Raw genomic sequence first — 26,128 nt, 5'->3', positions numbered from 1 at the left:
AAGGCCGGGGTTTTCCTTGCTATGCCTTTGGCAGAAAACGGAAATTGGCGACATGGCGAAGCCTGCAAAAGCAAAATCCGCGCGGCGTTCGAAGCCGCTCTACCATTCCGCCAAGATCAGCGATTACCAGTTTAAAAAAGCTCTATGGCACTTCGTGCTGGACGACACCGCCGCCGAAACCGCCCGCCATATCAATTTGAGCATCAATTCCATCAGCGTCATTTGGGGCAAGCTGCGAAAATTCTTTTTCGAAGTGGGGCTATTTATGGATATCTATCAGGGCGGCGATCCCGCAGACGGCTCGGCACTGGCCGAGCCGGAATTCGAGCGCAGGCTGATCGAGTTTCATTTAAAGCGGTCGGCGGCAAAGCGCGGGCTCAACTCGCCCCCGAGCGAGCCGGACTATCATTTTGCGGAAAGCCACTGGCGGTTTCATTTTGCGATTATGAATGAAGGGCGCGCTACGGAAGCCGTCCACGCTATGATGTTCGGGCACTTGCTCGAAATAATCCGCATCTGCGGCCCGGTCGGCAGCAAACCCCTCAACCAAAAGCAGGGGCTGCTGGCCGTATTCCGGCAGATGGAGCAAAGGTTGTTGTGGATGGAGAGGAATTCGCAGGATTATCGACTGCCCACGCGCCGGAGAGAATTGCGGTCAATAAGGGAAATCCAGCATGGCGGAAGATGGTAAAGATGTTTTCGAGCCCGACCGACGTGAATCAGATTCCCTGTCTGAGGTCCGAACTCTTCTGCACTAAGAACTAAGAAATTTTGCGCGGTTGAGTTTCGTTGCGCCGGTGCGCCCCCCAAGCTTCTCCCTTAACTATTATTAATCTGTTGAAAAGAGCCTCCTTGTAAGCTCTGCACCAGCCCGCGTGTTAATGCTAACGCGAATCAGTAGTGCCGACTGATTCTTGAGATTCGAAATTTCTAGTTGCTTTTCTGATGTCCGATAGTCTATCTTTCACAAGAAGGTAATACGATGACGCAAAGCAAAGAAGTCTTCTCAGTCCGACCGGCGAATGACTTATCAAAAAAATCTGGTAAAGACGGGGTCAAAGTAACTTTTTTTTCTTCATCTAAAGACCTCCTGGCAACGCCGGTAAGCGATGCTCAGGTTCTGAAGCCCGAAAGAACTCGTGGGATTTCTGAAGATGGAACGATCGGCGCAGCAAATATTAGAATCTGCCCGAAGTAAATTAATAAAAGGCGACGAAGACCTTAACGGGATAGTGGCGTTTTATATCTACCTGAAAATCAACAAAAACTTAAATAATGAATTCGATGTGAAGTCCGTGCCCAGCTTGAGGGCGCACGCGGATTCACTGATAAATTCATACATCAACAAGAGAGTTCGAGACGAGATAGAAGTTATAAGTACAAAAATATCAACAGATATATTTAACGGCTCTATAAAGGAGTTTTCGGAAAATATAATTTACGAGATTGAAGATAAAATTTCAGCAATTTCTGACGAGATTAGTAAAAAAGGCCGCCTTAGAGAGCAAATTTTTAGCTCTTTAATGACCAGTATTATGCTTGGTGTTCTTCTCTATATTATAGTACTGGTTTCTCCGCTAATAAATCCACTTCAGCCATTGATCGAGAAACAGGCTTCCCGTTCAACAGTCGAGAGCGTTCAGGATGGCAAATAGCAGCAAGAAGAAAATTATAGGCAGTAGGGAAGGCTTTCCCCTTAAGGATTCACCCGTTACGCGACCGTACGTTGTCGAGGGCGAATATAGCAAATTCGAGCTCACCGTTAATGTCCTTCCTAATGGATGGATTCTGTATGAACCTCGGTGGATAACGAGACCGCCGACGGGGTACATTTCCGAAGTAGTGGGCCAACTCACATTATATAGGCAGCACATCAAATACCCGCTTCAAAAGGTCGAGGCGAGGCAGTTGCCAAAGATACGAGCTGTGTCCAGTGGCGTGTTTTATTGCCCCAAGACAGCCGGATATGTCCCAGGCATGTTAATTCGATCCTATGACGCAGCAGGCGTTTCCGAATTTGATTTTCACGGAGAACTAACAGAAAAGCCCAACTGACCACGAACAGGGCTCTCTTCGCCTGCTGGTTCAGCGTTCTAACCTTTCCCGGCTGATCGCAAGATGTGCGGTGTAGTACCGCAAATCTTGGCAAAGGGGGTGCTGCGCCCCCCGTTTGCATTCCCCCAGCCTTGGCGCATCCTCGGCATTGAGCCTCGTCCGCGCCATCGAAACGCCCGCCGTTTCATCGCGCTTGAGAGAAGGGCCTTCGCGCCCCTCCCCAAGACCCCACCCAGACCACCGCTTCGCCGTTGGATCACGACCATGGGCGTATGCCGCCCTTTGGAATCCCCCACCAGGCTTTCGCGCCTGGACACGACCGTGGGGAGACTTCGCTCTCCCCTGGACCCCATCGAGCAGGAAGGCGATTTCGCTCTCCTCCTGCACCACCAACGACCGACAAGGCGCTTCTCCCTACCGGACACCCGACCAATCGTTGCGCACATTGGATGAGCGCCAGCCATGCGCTGGACCGCCCAAAGAAAGACTGGTGGCGCTGCCCCCAACGCCGCATCAAGGGTTCGGCTGCGCCCGATATCCTCGCCATGCTCGCGCTGTGCGCTGCGCGTGGCTCCGGTATTGCCCTTGACACTCTGCCCCCCGCGTTCGCCACGTGGCAGGGTTGCAGGACGATGCCTGCAATCCTGCTTTGATGGAAGAGAACACCCCAGAGCTTTCGCGGAGGGGAGAGATCAGTTCGGCAAAGCTTCCACGGATCGTTTAATAGCGCGCGTCAGGCTCCAGGGTGCAATCTTGTATTCGGCGGCGATCTGAACCCGCGTGGCTTGGCCGGTGACGATCCGATGATGCGCGTCGAACAACTGGATTTGCGTCAATTTCGGCGGTCTGCCGATCCGTTTGCCTTGCGCCCGCGCGGCGGCGATCCCCTCCTTGGTCCGCTCGATCAGCATTTCCCGCTCATATTGGGAAGCGCCGCTCATGATGGTGTAGATGAACCGCCCGTGCGGCGTTGTCGTGTCCAGATCGAGATTGGCGATCTGGAAATACACGCCCCGTTCCCGCAAGGCGTCGAGTTCTATCAGCGCATCCTTGGCGCTTCGATAGGCCCGGTCGAGCGCCCAGACCACGAGCATGTCGCCGCGCCGAAGGCGGCCAATCACCCTGTCATAGACCGGCCTGTGCCGTGCCACGGCGGATAGGGTTTCGATGTGGAGCTCGTCAGCGATATGTTTCAGGCCCTCGATTTGCCGGTCGGGGTTCTGCTCTGCGGTCGAGACACGCAGATATGCGATCTTTTTCATGCGTTCTTTCAAAAGGTTGGTGCTTCGGAGAGGCACTTAAACGACCCCTTTTGTGCCGGCTGTCCGCGTCATCGCGGAAGCCGCGAAACCTCCGGCTTTCCGTAGCACAACAGCATATCGGGCCATCGTTATTCAAATGTCAACATAAACGGTCGTTTATGAGCGCTGCCAATAGTCCAGAATCCCAATCTATTCTTAAAATGAAGCTGAATATCCCTCGTTACACTTAGGCATCTCCAAGTATTGACGGGATTTCTCACGCATTGATGAACCTTCCAGCAACCAACGCTCCACCGAACAGGAGAAGATGGTGCGCCGTTATTTTGTATCCTGCGCCGTTGCGGCAGCAGCCCTTGTATCCTTTCAAAGCCCTGCGTTCGCCAATGACGCCGAAGGTCTTGAAATCGGTCAGATGAAAGCCGTCAACGGTACCGTCGAAATGCGAATTTCCAATCTCAGCGAGAAGGCCGACGATATCGTCGTCTGGGTCGCGGACGGCGATTCACGCTATTGCGAAAGGATAACAAACATAGGGGCCAGGAAATGGATTCACCTGAAGTTTTTCTGCGAGTCCATAACGCCGCAAAGCCAACTTCGGATTGGCTACGCCTGGTCGGAACGCGTTCCGCGCATTGCGTCGGTCGCAAAACGCATTGACTAGGCCGCGTGGATTGATCGACTATCGCCGATAGCCTTGGAGTTGACCCCATGCGTCCCGAAGACATCGAGCGGTTTTGCATCATGCTTCTTGCCGGTCGATCCCCGGCCGAGATTATCGAAGAGTTTTTCGCCGGTGAATCCGCCTACTGCATCGAGCGCCATACGTTGTGGCTGGAAAACTCGTGGCGGCGCTATCTGGAACTATGCAAGGAGGAGGGGTTTCCCTCACTCGAAGCTTTGCAGGCCGCGTCCGCAGCGAGGAAACACTGAGATGTCCGGCGACGTTGAGGGAATCGCGGCCATGAAGGCGTTTATCGAGAAGGTCATGGACCTTGAAACCTACGTGACCACCGGCCTTTACGCCCATATGGAGCTTTATAGTGAGTATGGCGAACAAGTTGAGGGTGACTTCGACCGCTTCCTAGCCCAACAGGTGCTGAATGCGAACGCCGAATATATCCTGACCGAGCTGCATGACATTATTGACCATGAAGATTATCGCCAGCGGCGCGAAGAGGAAGCCGCCGAAGAGCGGCTGGAAATGAGCATGCGCCCGCCACAACGCGCCGCGCAGCGGCAGCTTGCCTTGCAGGACTTGCGGCAGTCAGTCTGCGCCGCTTTGGAAGATCATCCGGCCATGACGCGGGAAAACAGGGTTTTGGAGCATCTTGCCGCCATGCATCACGCGCGGCGCATCTTCGAACGGGACGGCACCGAACCCGCCGACGATCTGGCCCGTTATGATGGTTTGATGAGGCTTGCCGAGGACAAATTGCGCTTGCTTTGCTCGTGGGCGTTCGAGCGAAGGGATGACAGCCAATGAGCCGGCCGTCCCAGGAAAATGTCAGATTGCATCTGCGCTGGAGGCAAGGAGGGGGTGCGGCGACATTTGTCAGAGCCAGCCCGGCAGCTTATAACCTATTGTCCGACTTGCATAAATTGAGAGGGGAAGTTTCTTGTTCAAAAACGGCTCCCGAAATGTGATAATGGCTCCATGAGCACCACGCAAAAACCGCTGTCTTTTGACGATGCCACCTTTCCTACTTCAAGCGAGGCGACAGCGGATGTCCGCGCGTGGCAGGCTGAAAAGATCAAGGCTGGCCTGAAAGACGCCGATGAGGGCCGGTTCGCATCGCCGGATGAGATAAAAGCTACCATCCAAAAATTCATTCCAAATGGATGAACTTTTTTGGACTGAGACGGCGCGGCAAGACCTTCACGATATAGGTTCTTACATCGCCCTCGACAGTCCGCGCTCGGCTGAAAATGTCGTGCGCCGGATTGTTGAGACCGTTGGTCTACTCACCTACCATCCGAAAATAGGCCGTATCGGGCGCGATGAAACCACCCGCGAAATCGTGGTGAGAGCTACCCCGTATATCGTTGTTTACCGCCTGCGTGAACGTATCGAAATAATCACGATTTTCCACGCATCGCGCAAATGGCCGGAAAGCTTTACCTGACGCATTGCCGGGGAGTATGCCGACGAGATCGACAAGGAAACGGCTGAATTGAACCGATTTGTGTAGGCAGCCTTTGTTCGCCGGGCGGCGGCTGGCGTATAAGCCAACTTTTTATCGCGTCCCCAAAGATGTAGTGCTAGGTTGTGCTACCTGGAGGGGCAGTTATGCACATCGAATTCGTTGAGATCGGCAATTTCCGAAAGCTTTTGGGCGTTAGGATAGTCTTGTCCAAAGAAAAAACAGTGTTTGTGGGAGCCAATAATAGCGGCAAGACGTCCGCAATGGTTGCTCTCCGGCACTTTCTGGTAGAGCGTGAGCGCAACAAGTTTTCCTTAAATGATTTCACACTGTCTCATTGGCCGATCATTGATGCCATGGGCCAATCTTGGGAGGACTCAAAGGCAGCCGATCAGGAGCTTGCCTTGCCCGATTGGACTCCAATCCTTCCGTTCGTTGACCTGTGGCTGTCAGTTACAAAGGCTGAAGCACATTACGTGCAAAAACTCATTCCGACACTCGATTGGGATGGAGGTCTCCTGGGCGTTCGCTTGAGATTCGAACCGCGAGATTCGCTTCAGTTACAAAAGGATTATCTCGCAGCACGCGATGACGCCAAAACTATTCAGGCGGTTGACACTCCACCAGCTACGACCGATAGCTCCGCAAAAGCCATCATGCTTTGGCCAAAATCTTTGACGGAGTATTTGCAACGTCGTCTCTCCAAGCAGTTCACTGTTCGAGCTTATATTCTCGACCCTGCGAAGATAGCTGATCCAAAGTTCGGCGTTGCCCAGCCACAAATTGTGCCCGTTACAGCAGAGCCCGTTGATGGCGAACCCTTCAAGGGTCTTATTCGCATTGATGAAATCAGTGCACAGAGGGGTTTTGGGCAGTCCGAAGGCTCCAAAGACCCAGACGACGACAATGCTGCTACTGGCGCATCCGGAACAAGACGGATGTCTGACCAGCTTCGTCGTTACTGGAATCGTCATCTTGATCCCTACGAGAACCCTGACGCGCAAGATTTGCAGGCGCTTAAAGCAATTGAAACAGCTCAGAAGGCTTTCGATGATCGCTTGCGAGAGGGCTTTGCCCCAGCTCTAGAGGAAGTGCAGGGACTCGGTTATCCAGGTGTAACGGACCCGCGTCTAAACATCTCTACACGGTTGAAGCCAGTTGACGGACTCAATCATGAGGCAGCGGTCCAATATATGATTCAAATGGTCGACGGCGAACACGCTTTTGATCTTAATTTGCCCGAGGACTCAAATGGCCTTGGATACCAAAATTTGATTTCTATGGTATTTCGCCTGATGAGCTTCCGGGACGCTTGGATGCGCGTAGGAAAGGCAAATTCGAGCTCAGATCTTGAGACGGATATGCTCGTCCCTCCGCTCCATCTAGTTTTAATCGAAGAGCCGGAGGCGCATCTTCATACGCAAGTGCAGCAAGTTTTTATTAGACAAGCCTACAAAATTCTTCGCAAGCATAAGGAGCTTGGGTCGAAATCAACCCTTTCAACGCAGATGGTTGTCAGTACGCATTCTAGTCATGTTGCACATGAGTGTGACTTCGACGCCTTGCGGTATTTCCGGCGCCTCCCATCAGAAATGAAAAGCGTGCCGACCTCATGCGTTGTCAATCTTGGTACAGTTTTTGGAACAGACATTGAGACTAAGCGCTTTGTCACCCGGTACTTGAACGTCACTCATTGCGATCTTTTCTTCGCGGATGCCGCCGTGCTTGTGGAAGGCCCAGCGGAGCGAGTTCTAGTCCCGTACTTTGTCAGCACCCAACCCGAACTTGCGGATCTTGCCGAGTGCTATGTTACGTGGCTAGAAATTGGCGGGAGCCACGCGCACCGTTTACGGTCATTAATTGAACATTTGGGACTTACAACCCTGGTTGTGACGGACCTCGATGCAATGACGGATGCACGAATTTCTGTTCCTCCGAAAAGGGGAGCGAAACAAAAATCCCGAAACGCAACCCTCAGCGGCTGGTGGCCCGCGAGTGATGACCTCGACACGCTTCTTGATGTAAAGCCAGAAGCCAAAATTAAGAATTACAAAGATGAACGCTTTGGCATGAGGGTTGCCTACCAAAGCCCCGTCCAGGTTCAGTTTAAAGGTGTCGCGTCGGAAGCCGTTGCCAATACGCTTGAAGACGCATTGGTATTCCAAAACCTTGATTATTTCGCCACGACTACAGGGAAGGGTTTGTTTGCAAGGTTCAAAGCGTCTATCGCGGCGAGCGGGTCGATTGGTGAACTTGGCCAGAAACTCTTTGATGATCTAAAAAGTGGAGGAAAGGCGGAATTCGCTCTCGACCTCCTTGAAATTGAAGATCCCAAAGCGCTTCAGGCGCCGCATTACATCAAAGAGGGACTTCTCTGGTTGTCTACGCAATTGCGCAAACAGCAGCAGGAGTTGGGTGTCGCTACCTCCGCTCTAACTCCCGAGCCGCAGAACGCGAAAGCCGCAGCATGATAGTCGAAGCGATTCCTGCCTCTAACGTAGGCATTGATGACCACGTTGACGATGAACTCGCCACGTACTTGAATCCAGAAAATCCTCGCAATTTCTTTTTGTTCGCGGGCGCCGGATCAGGCAAGACCAGATCGCTCGTTAAAGCGCTTGGCCATATTCGCAGAAATCACGGGCGATATCTTGCCTTTCGCGGTCAGCGTGTAGGAGTAATCACCTATACAAATGCTGCCTGCGATGAAATTAAACGTCGCTCTGATTTTAGTAGCCTATTTTATGTGTCAACGATTCATAGTTTCGCTTGGGAGCTAATCCAAGGGTTTAGTAGTGATATCCGAGAATGGCTTCGGATCGATCTCGCTGCGGACATCGCCAGGCTAAACCTTGAGGAATCGAAAGGGCGGGCTGGTACAAAGGCGTCGATCACGCGGCAATCGCAGATAGTGTCAAAGACAAAGCGGCTTTCTCGATTAGACGAGATATCATCTTTTGTTTACAGCCCGACCGGCGAGAATAGCGAACCCAATTCCCTAAACCATTCTGAAGTCATATCGATCTGTGCTGCGTTTCTTACCGCAAAGCCCCTGATGCAATGGATATTGATTGGTAGATTTCCATTCTTGCTGATCGATGAAAGCCAGGACACAAACAAATATTTGATTGACGCTTTTTTCGCAACAGCCGCGGCGCACGAGGATAGATTTGGATTGGGACTGATCGGCGATGTAATGCAACGCATCTATGCTGACGGCAAAGAGAAAATAGAAAAGAGCCTGCCAGTTTCTTGGAAAACGCCTGAGAAAAAGCTAAATCACCGCTGCCCGAAACGGGTTGTCGAGCTCATAAATCAAATACGATCTGTTGCAGACAAGCATGCGCAGGTGCCACGCAGCGACGCCATCGAAGGTCACGTCAGGCTTTATATTCGCTCAGTGGGTGCCGAAAATCGACAAGCAGTCGAGGATGCGATCCGCACGGATATGGCGATCATCACAAGCGACGAAAAATGGAATGTTCGTAATGACTGTAAAATTCTAACGCTCGAACATCACATGGCTGCGAGGAGATTGGGGTTTGACGCCGTACTTCAACCTCTCTTAGCCGTAGAGAGTTGGAGAACAGGGTTGCTCGATGGAAGTCTTCCAGCAACTCGGTTCTTCAGTCAGATAGTATTACCTCTCGTTGAGTTCGGGCAAAAAGACGACAAATTCGCTGTGGCACGTATCGTCCGGGAAAAATCCCCATTGGTTTCCAGAGATGCGCTTAAAGAAGCTGCCGATCCCACCTTTCTACTGCGGAAGGCGAACGACGCAGTGAAAAATCTGTTGAAATTGTGGGATGATGACGAGCCTACTTGCGGGAAGGTGCTCGATTGCATTGCTGAGAGCAATCTATTTGAGATACCTGATGTCTTAAAGCCGGTGGTTGCCCTCCGGTTGTCCAAAACTGTTTCGAAGCCCGCCGACGACGACGCTGATCCAGTAAGCGAAAAAGTAACGGCGCTACAAGGCTTTCTTGAAGCACCGTTTGGCCAGATTAGTCTCTATAATCAGTACGTATCCGGCCTCGCCTCCTTCGACACTCACCAAGGAGTCAAAGGTCTGGAATTCGAACGCGTCATGGTCATTATCGATGACTCCGAGGCACGAGGATTTATGTTCGGCTACAACAAGCTCTTCGGTATCGAAGGGGCGTCCCCAACCGATATCAAGAATGTAAAAGAAGGAAAGGAAACAGGGGTAGACCGCACTCGTCGCCTTTTGTACGTAACCTGTAGTCGCGCAGAGAAAAGTCTATCGGTCGTTCTGTATACAGAGAATCCTCAAGCCGCAAAAAATCAGGCACTAGCCCAAGGCTGGTTCAAGGAAAACGAGATTGATTACAGTTAGACTGGAGACGAAACACTGCTTTGAACTACGGTGACGCGAGCTTTCTATTTGTCGCGCTCGATAATCTGACATGCGGTGATGAGGCCGAATTTCCGGCTCCTGCTGTCAACCATTCATATTTGTCCGGCTTCAGCCGCACGTCTCGAAGCATGCCGCTCATCTCCGGTCGTTCCCAGAAATTCGGCATATCGACAACAAAATACCCATGGTCGCGGGATTCGAGCAGGCCGGTTTCGCCGCCGGTCGCAAGGCGCACGTCCTCCACTTGCAGCAGCGGGCGGGATTGTTCGGCGAGATTGTCGCCCGAGCCGTTGACCTGATTCATGTTGACGTTGAAGCCGCGCACCATGACGGAGGTTTTGCCCGAGCGGTGCTCGATGTCTTTTAGCGTCTCGTTGTCCGGCAGGCCGCGATAGAGCGTGTGCGCCACGGCTTTCTTCCAGATACGCGCGGTTTCGCGCCCGTATTTGGCTTCGATCTGGGCGGCGGCGTTCTGGAACACGCCGAGGAAATTGATTCCGCCTTGGCGGTAGAGGGTGAGGATTTCATAGAAATTGGACACGTAAAGCTGCCCCCATTCCTCGCCGACGACGAGCGCGCGCAAAGAGCCGTGCGCGTCGGCGAAGCGTTCGATGATCGCCGCCGTCATGGCGCCGACAAAGGTGCGGCTCGTTTCGCTCCGGGACGAGCCGATGATGAAGAGCGCGGTGCGCTCTGACTTCATATCCCCCGGATCGAAGGAATTGCAATCCGTCACCAGCCGCGCCGCCGCCCCCGGCTGGAACCCTTGCAGGCGTTCGATGATGAGCGAGGAATAGGCGTTCCACTGACCCGCCGATTCCGTCAGGCTCGCGATCTGGCGGCAAAGGCCGGATTCCTCTTCCATCCGGGAATCGCTCGCCCAGACCAGAAGATCGTCGGCGATCTCTTCGCGCCCCCGCCCGAAAAAATCCCACAAGCCGCCCGCCGTGCAGGGGAAGCGTTCGGACGGGTGGAGCGCGGTAATCTTGTTGTAGAGCGCGAAGGCAGTTCGCACGCCCTGACCGATCCAGCGATGAGCGGGGTTCGGGTCGATGGGGACGAGATAGGCGGCGGCATCATAGGCCGCATCCCAGACGATGGGCCGCAGTTCGGGACGGGCGGCGATTTCAAGAAGGCGCGTGTTGATATTGTAGCTTTGCGAGGGATAGCCGTAGAGCTGCCCCGCATTGAGGAAAAGCACATTGTATCCCTGAAGTTCGAGCGTTTTCCACGACACCCACGCCAGTTCCCCGTCCTTCGGATCGGTGATGATCTTGGTCAGGTGCGCAGTTCGGGGCGAAACGAGATTGACACCCAGAAACCGCGCCAGCTTGCCCTTACCGGCCTGCGCATCGATGGCGACGGGCTCGGTTCCGTCATAGACGAGCGGCCTGCCGCGATTGAAGCCGAGTTCGATCCCGCGCCGCATCCGGCGCGGAACGTGGTCGATGGCAATGCCGCTCATATCAGCCCCGATTCATTCAAAGCATCCTCGTCGTTCAGCGCAGCGTTGCCGAGCGCGCCGGACGGGTTCGCGGCTAGCATGGCGCGCAGTTGCGCCGCCGCCTGCGCTTCCGCCCGCGCGCGATTGACGCGGGCCTCCGCAGAATCCTCCCACGCGAGTCGCTGCTGCGCGTGGGATTCAAGCATCCAGAAGAACTGGTAGAATTCCACGATCTTGCGCAGGCTCATTCGCGTTCCTCCTCATCGTCCCAACGGGCGAAGCGGAAGGATTCCGGTTTCTGGCGCGGCAGGGATTGCCGTGGCGGGGCCGGAAGCTGCGGTTCAGGCGGCGTATGGGGCGCGGGCGGCGCGTTGCGGTCTTTATCATGGGAAATCAGCATCTCGATGCCGAGCGAGCCGAACATATATCCGATCAACGCTGTGGTGAAATCCAATTGGATGGTGACGTTCAAGGCAATATTCACAAGCAAAAGGAAGGCGGGCGTCAGAAGCACGCAGCAGATTCCGCGCCAGACGAAGGCGCGCGCTTCCTCCGGCGCAAGCGTCCATTTGCCGATCGTCAGCGGCTTTCTCCATGCGAGAATGGCAAGGAACGTCGTAACAAAGGTGATAAAGATAAGAAACGCGAACACGAAAATGCCGAGAACATAGAGTCCGGCAAGGACGAGGATGACAGCGCCGACTGCGCCGTTGTTATCGTTGTTGTTGGAAGACATGCGTATTCCTCCTTGTGGTCAGGATCAACGTTCGAGTCTCAATCCGATGGATGTTTCGCGGGCGCGGGATTGCTCTTCATGGCCGCGCGAGAATTTGAGGTAGCGCCCGATATCCGCGCGAAGGGCGAGCAACTGTTGCGCCTGTTTCGAGCGCAGTTCCTTGAACTGCGTTTGCAGGCCAGCGCGCTGTTCAAGCTGTTTGTCGATGAGCTTTTGGCGCTCTTGCGCCTGCCGCTCCCGCGAGGCTTCGGCTTCCGCTTCATTGACGGCGCGAAGCTTCTGGTATTGTCCCGTCAGGCGGTGCCAGAGCCCGCGAAAGCCTGTGGGCAGGCGGGCGGCGCGCTCACGGGTTTGCACGTCCCATTCGATCCTCTGGCGCTCTTCGAGCTTTTGCCGCGCCGCGCGATGCTGGCGCGTCATTTCTTCCTTCGCCTCGCCAAGCTTGGCGGAACGGCTCTGAAAACGTTCGCGGGATTCGGCGATGTGACGGCGGATCGACGGCGTCATGCGCGCGCCGATCATCTTTTGCGTGTCATCGACGGATGAGAGGTTTTCGCCATCGCCAAGGCGGGCGCGAACGTCCTTCGTCTTGATATCCAGCATGCGCGGCAGCGACCAGACTTCGCCCACATGATCGAGGACGACGAAGCCGCGCTTGTCGCCGCGTGCGAGGAAGAAGCCGCGATCCTGCAAGGATTGCGCAAAGGATTTGAGATTGTCGGAGCGGTTCCAGCAATCCTGCATGGCCTGTTTGAGCCAGCGCGGATCGATGTCTTGCCGCTTGGCCTGCTGCCATTCGGCCAGGCTGAAATTGGTGGGATTGCGCTCGCGGGAATTTTCGAGGCCGCGCGGCATTTTCCAGCCATGTTCGAGATACAGATCGCGCGATACGGCCATGAGCTTTTGCTTGAAAAACGACATGGGACGCGCGGTCATGGTGTCCGCGTCGATGCGCGACCAGACGCAATGGGCGTGACGCCTGCCTTCCTTCTCATGGAAAACAACCGCGCGCGGCTGTCCATTCAGACCCAGCTTGCGCTCGATCCGCTCTATGGCGTCTTCGAAGTCCGAGGCGGGAACGCGCGCGTCTTCCGGCGGGCTCAGGGATAACGAGAAAAGATATTGCTGGCATTTGGTGCCATGGCTCACCGCCTCGATTTCCTTGAACGCGCCGTGCAGGTCGTCGGCGGCAAAGCCGCGCAGTTCGTGGACAAGCACATGCTCGTTGTCGTCTGTTTTCAGAAGATGGGCCGCGAGATTCTGCCCGGTGCCGCGCTGGCTTCCCTTGAGGATCATGGCCCATTCTCCGGCTTGAGGCCGAGGGCGGCCATGAGCAGGCGGCGCATGGCGCGCACATCTTCCAGCGTGGCGCGCAACTCGACTTCCGTCTCCGGCGTCATCGGCAACGCGCCGATATGGCCGAGGCGGACAAGCTGGTTGAGGTTGCCGGAAATCCGCGAGCTTCCGAGCAAAGCCAGCGCCTTCGCCAGCGCCGTCCTGTCCTCCACCGCCAGACCCGTCCGGCGCACCCGCACCGGAAGCGCCGCGCCGAACAGCTTGGCCTTCACATAAGAACCGAGCGGCGCACCGGCGGCTTCGGCGATCAGCCGTGCCCGTTCGTCCGGCGAAAGGCGCAGGCTGAACGGCGGGGGCCGCTGCTTGGGTGGTTTATGGCCTAACGGCCCATCGCGCCGCCCGGATATTGAGGCGTTGAACGTTTCTCGAAGGGACATGACCGCCTCCCTAGAGCGAGGGCGGGGCCGGACGAGCCAGCGAGGTATCCTTTAAAATCTGCTCCCAATGAGCCAGTTCAGCGAAAATCTGGTTCGATTCGTCGCCTGACAGGCGCACCATTCAATCTCTGAAGCATTCTTATCCAAATAAACATGGCATTGTAGAATGTGGCTGTCTGGGATAGCGCGCCATACGCTGAACCCTGCGCCATCTTCACCTCCTCAGCACAATCGCGCCTAACCTTCAGACCTTAGTCCGTTTCGGACAGGTGTATTTTTGCGCATGATCCGAAAATGGATCGCAACAATGGGGGAGGAATACTGTGATCTACGAAAAGCGAAATATTACCGACAGCCCGAAAGAACGGACGCTCTTCGAGAAGGAAGCGGCCGATGCCCTCAACAAGCATTACCGGCGTCCGATCGCTATCTGGTTTTCCTGGCAGCCAGGGCAGAAGCCTAACACCATCGATCTTCGGGCCACTCCCCAGGTACTAACTCAAGCTGAGAGTCGAGGTCCAAGAGGGCTTCCATGATTTGAGAGATCGTGCCGAACGGACTGCGGGATGATACCCATGCAATCTCCCGACACTTTGCGTTGACGTTCGATGGCCGCTTCGGCTCTCATCGGCTGCGACGCTCCGCACCGCATCATTCAAACGGAAATGTCGTACGGCTCTTCAACCGGCCGGAATTCCGGCGGACGAGAGAATGGCGAAGGCCCGAGGTCGAAGCTTGAGAACCAGCCCGGCGGTCCATATTTTGTTTCGTCGCTCAAATCCGGCGGCGGAAACAGTCCGGCAAACTTCGCGTAGGATATCATCACGCCAAAAAACAGCGTGAGGACGAAAGCGACTTTCTTGGCTCGGGAGACATCATCTTTTTGCATTTGTTTGCCTGCTCATAACGACATCGAACCAGTTGGTACGAAAATCGTGTCAGGAAATTGTCGAAACGAATATGTGATTGCAACCGGGCCTCTTAGCCGTTGCATTCCGCCGGAACGTCGCCGGAATTTTCTCTCCAATATGGAATGGACGGAACCTCTCGCGACCATTTCCGTTTATGGCCCATGGCCCGTCAAACATTCTGGAAAGGTTACCTCAAGCTCTCGCTTGTCACCGCGTCCGTTTCCCTGACGCCGGCGACGACGGAGTCGAGCAAGGTGCGGTTTCATGTATTGAACCGCGCAACGAAAAACCGCGTCGAAAGCCGCTATGTCGATAGCGTCACACACAAGCCCGTTGCCGAGAGGGATCAGATGAAAGGCTATCCGCGTGGCGAGGACGACTATGTTCTGCTCGAGGATGAGGAGATCGAAGAAGTAGGGCTGGAAAGTACCCGCACAATCGACATCGATACTTTCGTGCCGCGCGGTTCGATCGACTGGATCTGGTACGACAAGCCGCATTTCCTGGCGCCGGAAGACAAGGTCGGCATCGAGGCCTTCTGCGTGATCCGCGAGGCGATGAAAGCCAACAATGTCGTCGGCATCGCCCGGCTGGTGCTTTACCGGCGAGAGCGTGCCGTGCTCTTGGAACCGCAAGGCAAGGGCATCATTCTCTGGACGCTGCGTTATGGAGACGAGGTGCGCGAACCGGCCGCCGAACTCGATATGAAGGCGAAGGTCGATAGCGAGTTGCTGGCATTGATGAAAAAGCTGGTCAAGGAAGAGACGAAGGAATGGAGCCCTTCGATGGTGCAGGATCCGGTTCAGAAGCGGCTGAAGGCGTTGATCCGCAGCAAGGAAAAGAGCCTCAAGAAGGCCGCCCCGGCTCGCAAGCCTGCGCCCGTGAAATCGACGGGCAATGTCATCAACATTATGGATGCGCTTAAGAAGAGCCTGGCCGCTGAAGGCGGTCGCGGGAAGTCGCGGTAATCTTAAAAAGTCCGCAGGGTTGGAAGTTAAGCCCTATCGTTTCCGCTTCTGCAATGGCTTTGCCGCCGCAAAGAACCCATCCCAAGGATCCTTGCTAAGCGCATCGAGCCGCGCCGGCGTATTATCGACGGTGAAATAGGCGGGGCCGATTTCGGTCGTCAGTTCACTCCATTCCAGCGGCATGGAAACGGCAGCACCCGGGCGAGCACGCGCGGAATAGGCGGCAACGGCGGTGTTGCCGCGGCCGTTCCGGAGATAGTCGATAAAGATCTTGCCGCTTCGCTTCGCCTTCGTTGCCGTCGCAAGATAGCGGTCGGGGTCATCCTCCGACATGCTGTCAGCAAGCCATTTCGCGAAACCCTTCACCTCGTCCCAGCCTGCTTTCGGCTCCAGCGGTGTCACCACATGAAGGCCCTTGCCCCCGGATGTCTTGACGAAAGCCGCAAGACCTTCACCCTCGATCCGCTCCTTCAGTTCGTAAGCGGCGGCTATCACATTTTCCCATGGCACATCCTCGCCGGGATCGAGGTCCATGGTGATCATATCGGGTTTTTCCCAATTCTCCGTCGTCGTGCCCCAGGGATGGATTTCCAGAACGGCCGATTGCACCAGCGCCACGAGACCGTCGAAATCGGTAATGCGCAGCAGCTTCTCGCCACCCTTGTCTTTGGGGTCGGTAATTTCCTCGATATGGTCGTTCATGCCTTTCCAGGCATGTTTCTGGAAAAAGCGCTGATGGCCGGAAATCCCATCGGGCAGGCGCAGGAGGGCAAGCGGCCGGTTGACCACATAGGGCGCCATGAGGCGCCAGATCTGCGCATAATAATTGGCGAGGCCTTCCTTGGTGACACCTTCATCCGGCCAGTAGATGCGATCGGGATGAGTGAGCGGCACTGCCGATTTCGGCAGGTTTTTCGCGGTCGTCTTTTCCATCTCGGGCACAACGTCCTTTGCCGGCTTGTCCTCCCGCAATCCGCGGAAGGCCGCGTGGCGCAGAATACCATCCGCCGACCATGCGCGGAACTCCACTTCGGCAACGAGCTGCGGCTTGACGTAATGCAGGCCGCGCCGCTCCTCGGCGGTCAGCTTGTCGTCGAAGGAATTCTGCTCCATCTCCATCGCCGAGAGCCGCTCGTAAAGCATCTGCCCCGTCGCGACCGTGTAACCGGTGCCGACACGGCCGACATACTTCAGCGCGCCATCCTCGTAATAACCCATGGCGAGTGAGCCGATGGCATTCTTCATCGCGGTCGAGGGCACATAGCCGCCGATGACGAATTCCTGCCGCTGCGAGCATTTCGACTTGATCCATTCACCGTTGCGGCCGGAAATATATCTGCTGTCGCGCTGCTTGGAGACGACGCCTTCGAGGCTAAGCCGGCAGGCGTGATTCAGCACCAACCCGCCGTCCTCGTTGAAATGCGTGCTGTAACGCAGCTTGCCGCTATCTTTGGGAACCACCGTCTCCAGCAGATATTTGCGTTCGAGGAGGCCTGCATTGAGCAGGCTGTATCCGTCGAGATAGAGCAGATCGAAGGCGTAGAAGACGAAGCGGTCGAAACGACCTTCGCTGAGGTCATGCTGCAGGGCAGAGAAGTCCGATGCGCCGGTATCGCGCTCGACGACGAGTTCACCATCGATGACGGCCGTTTCGACCGGCAAGGATGCAAAGGCATCGACAAGGTCCTTGCCGAATTTCTCCGTCCAGTCGAGGCCGCCGCGCGTCAGCATCGTCACGCGCCCATCCTTGATCTTCACCTGCAGCCGGTAACCGTCGAACTTGATCTCGTGGATCCAGCGCTCGCCGGCCGGTGGCTTGGGCTTCAGCTTGGCGAGCGCCAGCTCGATGAAGTCGGGCATATCAGCTTTTTTCGCGCCCTTTGGCCAATCCTGCTCTTGCGGGGCAGGGGACTTTGCCTTTCTCGCCGGCGCCGCCTTGGCCTTTGGGGCAACAGCGTTGCCACCCTCCGGTCTGGAGTGCCAGGTGGCATCGGGATTTTCCGCCACTTCTTCGAGTTGCCGGCCGGTCTTGGCGGATTCGGGGCGCTCTTCGAGGATATCGACTTCGCCCTCATGGCGGGCTTCCTCGTCGTCGCCCTTGATGAGCAGCCAGTTTTCGCGCTTCTCGCCGGGTTTTCCATGCATGCGCACCAGATGCCAGCGCCCCTTCAGCTTCTCGCCGTCGAGTTCGAATTCCATATGCCCTTTGCGATAGGCCTTGTGCGGATCGCCTGTTGGAGTCCAGCTGCCGCGATCCCAGACGATGACCGTGCCGCCGCCATACTGGCCCTTTGGAATGATGCCTTCGAATTCGCCATAGGAGAGAGGATGATCCTCGACATGGACCGCCAGGCGCTTATCTTCAGGGTTGAGGCTCGGTCCCTTGGTGACGGCCCAGCTTTTCAGCACGCCGTCCATCTCCAGCCGAAAATCATAGTGCAGCCGCGTGGCGTCGTGCTTCTGGATGACGAAGCTGTTGCCCTTCGTGCGGCCTTGTCTGCCGCGTGGCTCCGGCGTGATCTTGAAATCGCGTTTGGTCTGATAGGTCTCGAGCGCCATGATCAGCTCGCCTTTCTGCTGCTTCTATCAGAAGTTTTGCGTGCGGCAGGTTTCTTCGCCGGCGCCTTGCCGCCCATTTTCGCACTTTGGCGCAGCGCCTCCATGAGATCGATTACCTTACGTTCCGGCTCGCGTTTGCGTTTCGGCGGCGCGCGCCCTTCGATCTTGGCTTTTACCAGCTCGACGAGCGCGGCCTCGTAGCGGTCGTGGTATTCACTCGGGTCGAAACGGCCCTCTTTGGTGCCGATGATATGGCCGGCGAGGTCCAGCATCTCCTTGTCGAACTTGATATCGGGAATGTCCTTGAAGACGGAGCTTGCCGAGCGCACTTCATAGTCGAAGTTCAGCATGGTCGCGATGATATGGTCGTCATGCGCGCGGATGAGCAGCGTGCGGTTGCGGCGGAAGAGCACGGCTTCGGCAAGGGCTGCTACCTTGCCGTCAAGCATGCCTCTGGCAATCAATGCGAGGGCTTCCGCATCATGCTCGTCAACCGGCGCCAGATAGTAGGGGCGGTCGAAATAGAGCTTGTCGATCCCATCGAAGGGAATGAATCCCTTCACGTCAAGCACCTTGTCGCTTTCGGGCATAATCTCGGCGATCTCATCACCTTCGATGAGGATGTAGTCGCCGCTCTCCATCCGATAGCCTTTGACCTGGTCGTCGCGCTCCACCGGCTTGCCGGTTTCGCTATCGACGAACTGCCGCTCGACGCGATGGCCGGTCCTGCGGTTGACGATGTTGAAAGAGACGCGGTCGGAAGAGGAAACAGCCGTATAAAGGCCGACGGCGCAAGCAAGGTCGCCGACCTTCAGATGGCCCTTCCAGCTTGCGCGTCCCGCCATCGCCTCCTCCGTTTAGAGCCTGCTATTGCTTTTGTCGGTTTCGATCTGCTGGAATTTCCAGCCGCTTCCATCCGGCGCCGGATAGGCGAGCAGCGCATCGCCCTTGCCGATCTTCTGGCGCGCGGCTGCGTTTCTTGCGCGATCCATCGCCTGTTCTGCCGTGGCATAGGGTTCAGACAATGTGTTGCCGAGCTTGTAGGCCCAGCCATTGTCATGTGGAACGATCTGATAGGTGATGTCGGCCATGTGCTTTCCTCCTTGTCAGCCGTTCTGGTCATTCATTGCCGGGGCGAGCTGCTGCGCCGCTCGTCAAGCGCGATGATCTTTTCAAGCGATGCGATATCCTCGCTGGTGACGACAGGAACCGGATCGGCGGCGATCGCTTCCAGTACTTCCTCGGATACCGCACCGTTGCGGATTGCCCATTCCAGCGTCTCACGTGTCTCCCGTTCTGCCTTCAGCTGAGCATAGAGCGCGACAATCAGGCGGTCGCGCGCATCCATACTGCTGTGTTTGCGGTCGATCTTGCGGATGCCAGGCATGGGAAAGTCCTGCCTCTTCATGAGGTTTTTCAGGTGAAAAAACCGCTGAACAGTGGAAAGGTTCCGCTGAGCGGTGCAACGAAAATCAAAATCGCCGCATTGCGGGTTTGCGGCCAAGACACTATCTGAAAGCTATATTCGATAGAGGATTTCAAAATGGCCGATCTCAAGGCGCGTCCCCGTCCCACAGGTGCAAATGCCGTTCTCGGTCGCATCGGTTTCCCGCATGTCACGTCGGTCACCGGCGGTGAGATCGATATCGTCACCAGCCCATCACAGCCGGGCTTCAACCCGCTCGACCTGCTCTATTCCTCGCTTTCGGCCTGTCTCGTTCTGAGCGCCCGCATGGCGGCAAGCCAGTTCGGCATCCTCGACAAGATCACCGAGATCACCGCTGATGTGACCGGCGAGAAGGCGGCGGAAGGGCTGTCGCGCGTCGCCAAGTTCAACATCGCCTTCTCCATCAAGGGCGATATCGATGAGGAAACGCGCCGCAAGATCGCCCATATGGCCGAAGACGAGATCTGCACCGTCAGCAATACCATCAGAGGCACGCCGGAATTTTCAACCACGATCACCGGCTGATCGGGTCTCCGCAGAATTCTGCATGAAAATTATAGACAATAGGACCGGAGCATTGCATGGCCTTCGTGCTCCACCTATGCTCCGGCATCGATTGAAATGACGCCGGCTGAGATGCAGTTCCAGACAGAACCTTCGACCGAACAGAAATCCCAGCGGCCGCTCGTTGCCATCATCGGCGGCGGCGTTTCCGGGGCGGGTGTCGCCTATCATTTGCTGAAGCTTGCCGGCAACGATGCACCCGATATCGTGGTCTTCGAGCCGCGCCCCATGCTGGGCCGCGGCCTTGCTTATGACACCGCCGATCCGGCGCACCGCATCAATGTGCCGGCCGCCAAGATGAGCCTGCAGCCGGATGATCCGGAAGAGTTCCAGCGCTGGATTGAGGCGAATAATGCCGTGCGCGACGATCCCGAAGCTGCTCGCGAGAACGGCCAGCTTTTCCCGCGCCGGCGTGTGTTCGGCGATTATGTCGGCGCACTTCTGAAGCCCTTCCAGAAGTCGGGCGCCATCTCTCATCGCCGCGCCACGGTGACGGCCATCCGCCGCCAGCGCGATAGCTGGGTGATCCTCGACGATAAGGGCGGGCGCACTGAGGCCGATATTGTCGCCATCGCCACCAGCCATCCGCCGCCGGTCACACCGGGCAGGCTGGCGGCTATTCTTGGCGATCATCCTCGTTTCGTTGCCGATACCACGAAACCAGGTTCCCTTGAGGTCGTGCGGCCGCAGGACAGAGTTCTCGTCATCGGCAACGGGCTGACGGGGGCAGACGTGATCGCCTCGCTTGCGCGCAACGGCCATGAAGGTCCTGTTGTGGCGATTTCTCGCCGCGGCCTACGCTCTCGCGGCCATGCCGCGGCTCCGCAGGAACCCTTCGGCGATTTCATCGCCGATCCCGCATCCTCGGCAGTCGCGCTGTTGCGCAAGATCCGGCTAACCATTCGCCAGGCAGCAGAGCAGGGCTTGAGCTGGCATGCCGTCATCGATCAGGTGCGCTCCCAGGGGCACGATCTCTGGCGCGCTTTGCCGGTCGCCGAACGGCGGCGCATCGTCCGGCATCTCAGGTCCTACTGGGATGTTCACCGTTTCCGCATCGCCCCGCAGGTGGAGGCGGTGCTCGATTCAGCAATCGAAGCCGGCCGGCTGGAAGTGCTTGCGGCATCCGTCGCCGATGCCAAGGTCGAGGGTGAAACGATCCGCGTCACCCTACAGCCGCGGCATGCCCGCGAAAGATTGGAACGGACGTTCGATGCCGTCATCGTCACGACCGGTCCCGCACATGGTGGCATTTTGCAGACACAGCCCTGGCTCGGTGAACTCGAGCGCGAAGGCTATCTCGTCCTTGATCCGACCGGTCTCGGACTTGCTTGCTCCGAGCGTTCCGAAGCGCTCGGAGCGGACGGTCGGGTGATCTCCTCGCTGCTCATTTCCGGTCCGCTTGCACGTGGTACCTTCGGTGAATTGATGGGATTGCCGCAGATATCAGAACATACGGTCTTCGTTGCCCGCGAGATCACAGACAAGCTGAAAGCCGCAGCCGCGGGATAATTGGCGACCTATTTCTGATCGATCTGTCGTTCTCTGACTGTTATCGAGGCACGACTCCTGATAGTCGCTGCGTCAGTCGCGGCTTGCGAGATAGCCGCGCAGAGAGCATCGAGATCATGTCGCAGGCCGCTTCCTCCGTTTCCGAAACTCCATCTTCCAGTCGCCTCCCGCTAGTCGCCCTTATTGTCGGCGGCGCGGCGATCGGCGGATCGCCGATCTTCGTGCGGCTTTCCGAGGTCGGGCCAATGGCAACGGCCTTCTGGCGTGTGGCGCTGGCACTGATCCCGATCTTCATCTTCTCGCTTTTGCGCAAGGATACCGGCCCCAGGCCGAAGAGCCTTGCCGATTATGGTATGCTGATCCTGCCGGGCGCCGTGTTGGCGCTTGATCTGTCGGCCTGGCATCTATCGATCACCATGACCTCGGTTGCCAATGCGACACTGCTCGCAAACCTTGCGCCGGTCTTCGTGACCGCCATCGGCTTTCTGTTCTTCGGCACCAAAGTTACCCGCGTCTTCGTGCTCGGCCTCGTCCTGGCATTGGCCGGCGTGGTCGTGCTGAAGGGCGGGCCTGCTGCTCTTGGAAATGGTGATCTGCGTGGTGATGGGGTCGCCATGATCGCCGCCTTCTTCTATGCCTGCTACATCCTGGCAATCGGCGCGCTGCGCAGCCGTTTCGATACGATCCGCATCATGCTGTGGAGCACAGCCTCTGCCGCAGTCGGCGTCTTCCCGCTTGCGTTCTTCTTCGAAGGCCACATGCTGCCGCTAAGCCTTTACGGCTGGTCGGTGGTCTTCGGCCTTGCCTTCGTCAGCCATGCGGGCGGGCAAGTGGCGATCGCCTATGCGCTTGCCTATCTGCCGGCAGCCTTCTCCTCGCTGACGCTGCTTCTCCAGCCGGTCGTGGCGGCCATCCTCGCCTGGGCGCTGCTCAACGAATCGATCACGGCAATGCAGGCCTTGGGCGGCCTGATCGTTCTTGCCGGTATCACGATCGCAAGGCGGGGATAATTCCGTTTAAAGGAAGCTTGACCATTGGCTGGTAGATCTGTCCCGGAGTTTGGACGGGATCGGCCATGGCGAACCTTGATCAGGTATTTTCAGCTGAAGTTCACAAGGCGGAAAAGCCGCAGGAAGTCGCTGCGCGTCAGGCTTCGACTGCGCCCTTGCTGGCCTTCATGGCCCTTGCCGCCGTCCTCGTCACTCTCTTCAAATTTCCGCCGCTCCTCGATTATGCGAACCACTATGCCCGCATGTGGTTGCTTGCCGGCGGCATAAGGGAAGCACCTTTCCCCGAAATCTACACGATCGAGTGGAACCGCACTTTCACCAATGTCGGCATTGACCTGCTGGCCCGCTTCATCGGTCCCGTAATCGGCGTTTCGCTGCTCGCCCGCGTCCTGCTGTTCCTGGCGATTGTCCTGCCTCCAACAGGCGCCATCGTGCTGCATCGGCGCCTGTTTGGCGGCAGCTACTATTGGCAGATCGGCATGCTCTACCTCGCCTGGTGCGCCACGCTGATCGGCGGTTTCATCAATTTCCAGATCGGTCTCGGCCTTGCATTGCTGCTTTCAACGCTGGATCACCGACTGCAGTCCGGTTCTGCGGTCAGACTCTTCTTATGGCGGATGGCAGCGTCGCTGTTCCTCACCGTCGTCCATATATTCTCCGTAGGCTTCTTTCTGGCGATCGTTTGCGGGCTGGAATTTTCCTGGCGCTTTGATGTCCTCAAATCTCGTTTGGCGGTCCTGCATCTTGCCGGCAGGCTCGTGGCGGCAATCATCGCCTGCCTGCTGCCACCGGTCGTGTTGGCGCTAACCGCTGCCGATCTTCCGGGAAGTCAGGTTGGCGATATCCTGGCGGTCTGGAACGACAGCCCAGTGCTGCTGGTTTCCAATCTGCTCTCCGCCATCTGGACCTATGTTGCGCTCGTCGACGTAATTTTCCTTGTGCCGATTCTACTCGTTTGCAGCAGGGCGTTTGCCGCAAAAAACATACGCGTTCACGCCGGGCTCGTTATCACCGCGGCAGGCCTTCTTGTCCTATCTATCCTTTCGCCACGGCATGCCTTTGGCACCGGTTGGATAAGCTGGCGCTTTCCCATCATGGCCGCCCTTGTCGGTATGGTGATGATCTGCCCTTTTCAAAAGATCGGCCGGCGTCAGGCTATCATCCTGTTCCTCGCCCTGAATGTAGCTGTCTTTGGCCGGACCGCCTGGATCGGTTTCAACTGGTGGCAGGGGCAGGCCGATGTTGCGAGCATCGAGAAGGTGCTTGAAGCCGTTCCCTCGGGCGCTGCGATCCTGCCGCTGCAGCACGATCCGGCCTTTGCCGAGATAAAACTCAATCAGCGGCATTACGCGTTTACCGAGGATACATTCCGGCATCTGCCGACATTGGCGGTTCCTCTGGCGCATGCTTTCGTCCCGACGCTCTTCAGTGCGCAGGGCAAGCAGCCTCTTGCCGTCCTTCCATCCTGGGCAGATCGCTCGGTACCGGAAGGAAATCTCTTTTCGACCGGTGTGCTCTCCTGTCCAGGTCTGATGGCGGAGGCGGCCAGCTTCACGCCCTATCTCGCCAACTGGCGCAGCAAGTTCGATTTCATCCTGATCGTCAACGCCGATGTCGTCGATCAGAATGTCGGCGACGCGATGCCGGCGGGTACCCGCCTTATAGAAGACGCCGGCTTTGCAAGGCTTTATGCAATCGATCCCAACGCACCGCTGATGCCGGCTGCCGTTCCGGCATCATGCCCGAATAGCTTCCACTGGTAGGCTATTGGGTTTCCTGCAGTTTGTTTTCCTGCAGCAGCCATTTCTGAATGATAGGCACGTCGGCATCGCCGAGATCGTGACCGCCGGGGATGACGTCGGAATCGACGGTCGCACCCGACGTCTTCAGCCGCTCTTCCAGCTCGCTCGCATACTTGCCGTAGGCATCCATCTTGCCGCTGATGACAAGCAGGTCCGTGCCTTTCAAGTCGGCATGCGGATAGGCGCTGAGCACCGGCATGGAGCGCAGAAGCACAGCCTTGTGCACCAGGTTCGGGTGCAGGTAGAGCAGCGAATTCAGAAGGTTAGCGCCATTTGAGTAGCCGACATAGACGATCTTCTTCGGATCGAGACCATAAGATTTTACCGCGCCTTCGATGAAGGCGGCGAAGGCTTCGGCTTCGTTCTTGATGTCGTCCTGGTCGAAGGAGAAGGGCGTGATGCGCTTGTACCAGCGCGGGAAGCCTTCCTCGGTCGCGCGGCCACGCACGCCGAGAAGGGTGGCGCGTGGCGCGACCTTGTTCAGCAGCGGCATCAGCGTCGTCTCGTTGCCGCCGGAGCCGTGCAGCAGCACGAAGACGCTGCCGTCGGGATCGGGCGGCGTATAGAAACGATGGACAAAGGGCAGGTCGCGATAATTGATGCGCGGCTGGCCGGGCATGGAAAACTGCGGCAGCACGACCTTCAGGTCGCTGAGATTGGTGATCGAATCCTTCGGCGGAATGAAGAGCTTGGTCCCGAGTGTGGTTTTCGGCTCATCCACCATCATGCCCGGCTGGTTGGTGGCAAGCTCTATAAGCGTGCCGCCGGGTTCGCGGGCATAGAGCGAGCGGAAGTATTTGCGATCGTGCAGATTGGTTGCCGATGCATTTTCCTTTTCGAGCGCCTTGTGGACGGCAAGCACGGCTTCGTCGTCATCTGCGCGGAAAGCCACGTGGTCGACCGTGCCGGTTCCCGGCGCGCCGGACCAGAAGCCGCGCGCATCGCGCACGTCGATGATGTCTCCCGACTGTGAGACGAGGCGGTCTATCGTGCCGCGATTTGCCTGGAACCTGTACCCGAAATGGCTTTCGATGAAATGGCGGCTTTCGGTTGGCTTTTCGGTCAGCATGGTCGCACCGCGCACGCGCTGCACGGCGTGTTCGACCGGCACATCGCCGCCATTCCAGACGGCCGGCGACTTCAGATCCTTGGTGCCGGCAAGCTTGACGATGACATTGTCGGGGTCCTTCAACCGCAGCACCGGCTCGCCGAACTCATCCGCGGGGCCTTCCGAGCGGAAGCCGAAGCGCATGGCACGCGTCAGCCAGTAACCGATACTGGTCGGATCGATCGCCAGCGACATCTCGCTGATCTGACCGTAGCCAGCACGGCCGGGCGCTCCGTCCTCCCAGACGAGGAAGGTGACGAGCGAGCCCGGGGTGCCCTCAGCATCGCCATAGAAGAGATGAAGCTGTGTGGCGTCTTCGAAACCGGCCGTCTGTTTGACGAGCCGCATGCCGAGGAATCCGGCGTAGAAATCCACATTCGCCTGCACCTTGCGGGTGATCAGCGTGATATGGTGTATGCCTGAAGCCATGGATGAAAGCCCGAATTGAAAAGGCGAGGCCAGAAGCGCGAGTATGAGGGTCGTTGCTAGCGTCATACCGTG

The 26,128-nt window shown here is 57.0% G+C and carries 27 protein-coding genes; 15 read left to right on the top strand and 12 right to left on the bottom strand.

All coding sequences use genetic code 11. The features are described 5' to 3' along the window. Nucleotides 1-52: 52 nt before the first annotated feature. The 3 genes from PMI11_RS21310 to PMI11_RS21305 all read left to right on the top strand — a co-directional run bounded on the left by PMI11_RS21310 (nucleotide 53) and on the right by PMI11_RS21305 (nucleotide 1,655). Nucleotides 53-691, top strand: coding sequence for a hypothetical protein (locus tag PMI11_RS21310; protein WP_007821128.1), 639 nt, complete (start codon nucleotides 53-55; stop codon nucleotides 689-691). Between the two features lie 291 nt (nucleotides 692-982). After that, nucleotides 983-1,198: a hypothetical protein gene (locus tag PMI11_RS37610; RefSeq protein WP_162137076.1), complete on the top strand. Its 216-nt coding sequence runs from the start codon at nucleotides 983-985 to the stop codon at nucleotides 1,196-1,198. Beyond that, the gene (locus PMI11_RS21305; protein WP_162137075.1) at nucleotides 1,155-1,655 is read left to right on the top strand and encodes a hypothetical protein; all 501 of its coding nucleotides are present in this window, start codon (nucleotides 1,155-1,157) and stop codon (nucleotides 1,653-1,655) included. Before PMI11_RS37610 ends, PMI11_RS21305 begins: the two co-directional genes overlap by 44 nt. Before the next feature lie 1,092 nt (nucleotides 1,656-2,747). On the opposite strand, the gene PMI11_RS21295 is transcribed toward PMI11_RS21305, so the two are convergent. Continuing rightward, a complete protein-coding gene (locus PMI11_RS21295) occupies nucleotides 2,748-3,317 on the bottom strand; it encodes a recombinase family protein (RefSeq protein WP_051034624.1) in 570 nt (189 codons plus the stop codon). A 307-nt stretch (nucleotides 3,318-3,624) separates the two neighbouring features. Between PMI11_RS21295 and PMI11_RS21290 the strand changes: the two genes are divergently transcribed. From PMI11_RS21290 to PMI11_RS21265, 7 genes are all read left to right on the top strand, one after another. Beyond that, a complete protein-coding gene (locus tag PMI11_RS21290) occupies nucleotides 3,625-3,978 on the top strand; it encodes a hypothetical protein (protein ID WP_037071844.1) in 354 nt (117 codons plus the stop codon). A gap of 47 nt (nucleotides 3,979-4,025) precedes the next feature. Continuing rightward, entirely contained in the window at nucleotides 4,026-4,247 is a 222-nt protein-coding gene (locus tag PMI11_RS37400) for a hypothetical protein (RefSeq protein ID WP_007821124.1), read from the top strand. A gap of 1 nt (nucleotide 4,248) precedes the next feature. Further along, nucleotides 4,249-4,800 (top strand): hypothetical protein, encoded by a 552-nt coding sequence (locus tag PMI11_RS21285; RefSeq protein ID WP_007821123.1) that lies wholly within the window; start codon nucleotides 4,249-4,251, stop codon nucleotides 4,798-4,800. Between the two features lie 171 nt (nucleotides 4,801-4,971). Next, nucleotides 4,972-5,160, top strand: coding sequence for a hypothetical protein (locus PMI11_RS21280; protein WP_037071843.1), 189 nt, complete (start codon nucleotides 4,972-4,974; stop codon nucleotides 5,158-5,160). Next, nucleotides 5,153-5,440, top strand: a complete 288-nt coding sequence (locus PMI11_RS21275) for a type II toxin-antitoxin system RelE/ParE family toxin (protein ID WP_007821122.1) — start codon at nucleotides 5,153-5,155, stop codon at nucleotides 5,438-5,440. Before PMI11_RS21280 ends, PMI11_RS21275 begins: the two co-directional genes overlap by 8 nt. 164 nt (nucleotides 5,441-5,604) lie before the next feature. Next, on the top strand, nucleotides 5,605-7,929 hold the full coding sequence (locus PMI11_RS21270; RefSeq protein WP_007821117.1) for an AAA family ATPase: 2,325 nt from the start codon (nucleotides 5,605-5,607) through the stop codon (nucleotides 7,927-7,929). Then, a complete protein-coding gene (locus PMI11_RS21265; RefSeq protein ID WP_007821115.1) occupies nucleotides 7,926-9,815 on the top strand; it encodes a UvrD-helicase domain-containing protein in 1,890 nt (629 codons plus the stop codon). Before PMI11_RS21270 ends, PMI11_RS21265 begins: the two co-directional genes overlap by 4 nt. A gap of 25 nt (nucleotides 9,816-9,840) precedes the next feature. Here PMI11_RS21265 and PMI11_RS21260 read toward each other — a convergent pair whose 3' ends face one another. The 6 genes from PMI11_RS21260 to PMI11_RS21230 all read right to left on the bottom strand — a co-directional run bounded on the left by PMI11_RS21260 (nucleotide 9,841) and on the right by PMI11_RS21230 (nucleotide 14,638). Further along, a complete protein-coding gene (locus PMI11_RS21260) occupies nucleotides 9,841-11,301 on the bottom strand; it encodes a TraM recognition domain-containing protein (RefSeq protein ID WP_007821113.1) in 1,461 nt (486 codons plus the stop codon). Further along, the gene (locus PMI11_RS21255) at nucleotides 11,298-11,528 is read right to left on the bottom strand and encodes a hypothetical protein (protein WP_007821111.1); all 231 of its coding nucleotides are present in this window, start codon (nucleotides 11,526-11,528) and stop codon (nucleotides 11,298-11,300) included. The genes PMI11_RS21260 and PMI11_RS21255 overlap by 4 nt, the downstream gene beginning before the upstream one ends. Next, nucleotides 11,525-12,016 (bottom strand): hypothetical protein, encoded by a 492-nt coding sequence (locus tag PMI11_RS21250; RefSeq protein ID WP_007821109.1) that lies wholly within the window; start codon nucleotides 12,014-12,016, stop codon nucleotides 11,525-11,527. Before PMI11_RS21250 ends, PMI11_RS21255 begins: the two co-directional genes overlap by 4 nt. Nucleotides 12,017-12,040: 24 nt before the next feature. After that, nucleotides 12,041-13,312, bottom strand: a complete 1,272-nt coding sequence (locus PMI11_RS21245) for a relaxase/mobilization nuclease domain-containing protein (RefSeq protein WP_007821108.1) — start codon at nucleotides 13,310-13,312, stop codon at nucleotides 12,041-12,043. After that, entirely contained in the window at nucleotides 13,309-13,749 is a 441-nt protein-coding gene (locus PMI11_RS21240) for a hypothetical protein (RefSeq protein WP_007821107.1), read from the bottom strand. Before PMI11_RS21240 ends, PMI11_RS21245 begins: the two co-directional genes overlap by 4 nt. Before the next feature lie 655 nt (nucleotides 13,750-14,404). Beyond that, complete coding sequence (locus PMI11_RS21230; RefSeq protein ID WP_007821103.1) at nucleotides 14,405-14,638, bottom strand: hypothetical protein; 234 nt, start codon at nucleotides 14,636-14,638, stop codon at nucleotides 14,405-14,407. Nucleotides 14,639-14,821: 183 nt separating this feature from the next. On the opposite strand from PMI11_RS21230, the gene PMI11_RS21225 reads away from it, so the two are divergent. Beyond that, nucleotides 14,822-15,628, top strand: coding sequence for a non-homologous end joining protein Ku (locus PMI11_RS21225; RefSeq protein WP_007821101.1), 807 nt, complete (start codon nucleotides 14,822-14,824; stop codon nucleotides 15,626-15,628). 33 nt (nucleotides 15,629-15,661) lie between these two features. Here the strand turns inward: PMI11_RS21225 and ligD are convergent, their stop codons facing one another. From ligD to PMI11_RS21205, 4 genes are read right to left on the bottom strand one after another with little or no spacing between them, the layout of a single operon-like run. Then, nucleotides 15,662-18,187, bottom strand: a complete 2,526-nt coding sequence (ligD, locus tag PMI11_RS21220; protein ID WP_007821097.1) for a DNA ligase D — start codon at nucleotides 18,185-18,187, stop codon at nucleotides 15,662-15,664. Nucleotides 18,188-18,189: 2 nt separating this feature from the next. After that, nucleotides 18,190-19,032 carry a non-homologous end joining protein Ku gene (locus PMI11_RS21215; RefSeq protein WP_007821095.1) on the bottom strand — a complete coding sequence of 281 codons (843 nt, stop codon included), beginning with the start codon at nucleotides 19,030-19,032 and terminating at the stop codon, nucleotides 18,190-18,192. A gap of 12 nt (nucleotides 19,033-19,044) precedes the next feature. Beyond that, nucleotides 19,045-19,278 (bottom strand): DUF2188 domain-containing protein, encoded by a 234-nt coding sequence (locus tag PMI11_RS21210; protein WP_007821093.1) that lies wholly within the window; start codon nucleotides 19,276-19,278, stop codon nucleotides 19,045-19,047. 32 nt (nucleotides 19,279-19,310) lie between these two features. Further along, a complete protein-coding gene (locus tag PMI11_RS21205) occupies nucleotides 19,311-19,574 on the bottom strand; it encodes a hypothetical protein (protein ID WP_007821092.1) in 264 nt (87 codons plus the stop codon). Between the two features lie 156 nt (nucleotides 19,575-19,730). Here PMI11_RS21205 and PMI11_RS21200 point away from each other — a divergent pair, with 156 nt between their 5' ends. The 4 genes from PMI11_RS21200 (at nucleotide 19,731) to PMI11_RS21185 (ending at nucleotide 24,480) form a co-directional block, all read left to right on the top strand. Further along, nucleotides 19,731-20,159: an OsmC family protein gene (locus PMI11_RS21200; protein WP_007821091.1), complete on the top strand. Its 429-nt coding sequence runs from the start codon at nucleotides 19,731-19,733 to the stop codon at nucleotides 20,157-20,159. Between the two features lie 96 nt (nucleotides 20,160-20,255). Next, nucleotides 20,256-21,707, top strand: a complete 1,452-nt coding sequence (locus PMI11_RS21195; RefSeq protein ID WP_007821090.1) for an FAD/NAD(P)-binding protein — start codon at nucleotides 20,256-20,258, stop codon at nucleotides 21,705-21,707. 116 nt (nucleotides 21,708-21,823) lie between these two features. Continuing rightward, the gene (locus PMI11_RS21190) at nucleotides 21,824-22,717 is read left to right on the top strand and encodes a DMT family transporter (protein ID WP_007821089.1); all 894 of its coding nucleotides are present in this window, start codon (nucleotides 21,824-21,826) and stop codon (nucleotides 22,715-22,717) included. A gap of 65 nt (nucleotides 22,718-22,782) precedes the next feature. Then, on the top strand, nucleotides 22,783-24,480 hold the full coding sequence (locus tag PMI11_RS21185) for a hypothetical protein (protein WP_007821088.1): 1,698 nt from the start codon (nucleotides 22,783-22,785) through the stop codon (nucleotides 24,478-24,480). A gap of 1 nt (nucleotide 24,481) precedes the next feature. Here the strand turns inward: PMI11_RS21185 and PMI11_RS21180 are convergent, their stop codons facing one another. After that, nucleotides 24,482-26,056 carry a VOC family protein gene (locus PMI11_RS21180; protein WP_037071869.1) on the bottom strand — a complete coding sequence of 525 codons (1,575 nt, stop codon included), beginning with the start codon at nucleotides 26,054-26,056 and terminating at the stop codon, nucleotides 24,482-24,484. Nucleotides 26,057-26,128 lie beyond the last annotated feature (72 nt).

Origin of the sequence: Rhizobium sp. CF142 (assembly GCF_000281145.1) — a bacterium.
Lineage (GTDB): Bacteria > Pseudomonadota > Alphaproteobacteria > Rhizobiales > Rhizobiaceae > Rhizobium.
Note: the sequence above shows the minus strand (reverse complement) of the source record. Positions and strands in the feature narration are given on the sequence as shown.

Coding starts and splice junctions, on each gene's coding strand:
- PMI11_RS21310 (WP_007821128.1), top strand. CDS start 53: ATGGCGAAGCCTGCAAAAGCAAAATCCGCGCGGCGTTCGAAGCCGCTC.
- PMI11_RS37610 (WP_162137076.1), top strand. CDS start 983: ATGACGCAAAGCAAAGAAGTCTTCTCAGTCCGACCGGCGAATGACTTA.
- PMI11_RS21305 (WP_162137075.1), top strand. CDS start 1,155: ATGGAACGATCGGCGCAGCAAATATTAGAATCTGCCCGAAGTAAATTA.
- PMI11_RS21295 (WP_051034624.1), bottom strand. CDS start 3,317: ATGAAAAAGATCGCATATCTGCGTGTCTCGACCGCAGAGCAGAACCCC.
- PMI11_RS21290 (WP_037071844.1), top strand. CDS start 3,625: ATGGTGCGCCGTTATTTTGTATCCTGCGCCGTTGCGGCAGCAGCCCTT.
- PMI11_RS37400 (WP_007821124.1), top strand. CDS start 4,026: ATGCGTCCCGAAGACATCGAGCGGTTTTGCATCATGCTTCTTGCCGGT.
- PMI11_RS21285 (WP_007821123.1), top strand. CDS start 4,249: ATGTCCGGCGACGTTGAGGGAATCGCGGCCATGAAGGCGTTTATCGAG.
- PMI11_RS21280 (WP_037071843.1), top strand. CDS start 4,972: ATGAGCACCACGCAAAAACCGCTGTCTTTTGACGATGCCACCTTTCCT.
- PMI11_RS21275 (WP_007821122.1), top strand. CDS start 5,153: ATGGATGAACTTTTTTGGACTGAGACGGCGCGGCAAGACCTTCACGAT.
- PMI11_RS21270 (WP_007821117.1), top strand. CDS start 5,605: ATGCACATCGAATTCGTTGAGATCGGCAATTTCCGAAAGCTTTTGGGC.
- PMI11_RS21265 (WP_007821115.1), top strand. CDS start 7,926: ATGATAGTCGAAGCGATTCCTGCCTCTAACGTAGGCATTGATGACCAC.
- PMI11_RS21260 (WP_007821113.1), bottom strand. CDS start 11,301: ATGAGCGGCATTGCCATCGACCACGTTCCGCGCCGGATGCGGCGCGGG.
- PMI11_RS21255 (WP_007821111.1), bottom strand. CDS start 11,528: ATGAGCCTGCGCAAGATCGTGGAATTCTACCAGTTCTTCTGGATGCTT.
- PMI11_RS21250 (WP_007821109.1), bottom strand. CDS start 12,016: ATGTCTTCCAACAACAACGATAACAACGGCGCAGTCGGCGCTGTCATC.
- PMI11_RS21245 (WP_007821108.1), bottom strand. CDS start 13,312: ATGATCCTCAAGGGAAGCCAGCGCGGCACCGGGCAGAATCTCGCGGCC.
- PMI11_RS21240 (WP_007821107.1), bottom strand. CDS start 13,749: ATGTCCCTTCGAGAAACGTTCAACGCCTCAATATCCGGGCGGCGCGAT.
- PMI11_RS21230 (WP_007821103.1), bottom strand. CDS start 14,638: ATGCAAAAAGATGATGTCTCCCGAGCCAAGAAAGTCGCTTTCGTCCTC.
- PMI11_RS21225 (WP_007821101.1), top strand. CDS start 14,822: ATGGCCCGTCAAACATTCTGGAAAGGTTACCTCAAGCTCTCGCTTGTC.
- ligD (WP_007821097.1), bottom strand. CDS start 18,187: ATGGCGCTCGAGACCTATCAGACCAAACGCGATTTCAAGATCACGCCG.
- PMI11_RS21215 (WP_007821095.1), bottom strand. CDS start 19,032: ATGGCGGGACGCGCAAGCTGGAAGGGCCATCTGAAGGTCGGCGACCTT.
- PMI11_RS21210 (WP_007821093.1), bottom strand. CDS start 19,278: ATGGCCGACATCACCTATCAGATCGTTCCACATGACAATGGCTGGGCC.
- PMI11_RS21205 (WP_007821092.1), bottom strand. CDS start 19,574: ATGCCTGGCATCCGCAAGATCGACCGCAAACACAGCAGTATGGATGCG.
- PMI11_RS21200 (WP_007821091.1), top strand. CDS start 19,731: ATGGCCGATCTCAAGGCGCGTCCCCGTCCCACAGGTGCAAATGCCGTT.
- PMI11_RS21195 (WP_007821090.1), top strand. CDS start 20,256: ATGACGCCGGCTGAGATGCAGTTCCAGACAGAACCTTCGACCGAACAG.
- PMI11_RS21190 (WP_007821089.1), top strand. CDS start 21,824: ATGTCGCAGGCCGCTTCCTCCGTTTCCGAAACTCCATCTTCCAGTCGC.
- PMI11_RS21185 (WP_007821088.1), top strand. CDS start 22,783: ATGGCGAACCTTGATCAGGTATTTTCAGCTGAAGTTCACAAGGCGGAA.
- PMI11_RS21180 (WP_037071869.1), bottom strand. CDS start 26,056: ATGGCTTCAGGCATACACCATATCACGCTGATCACCCGCAAGGTGCAG.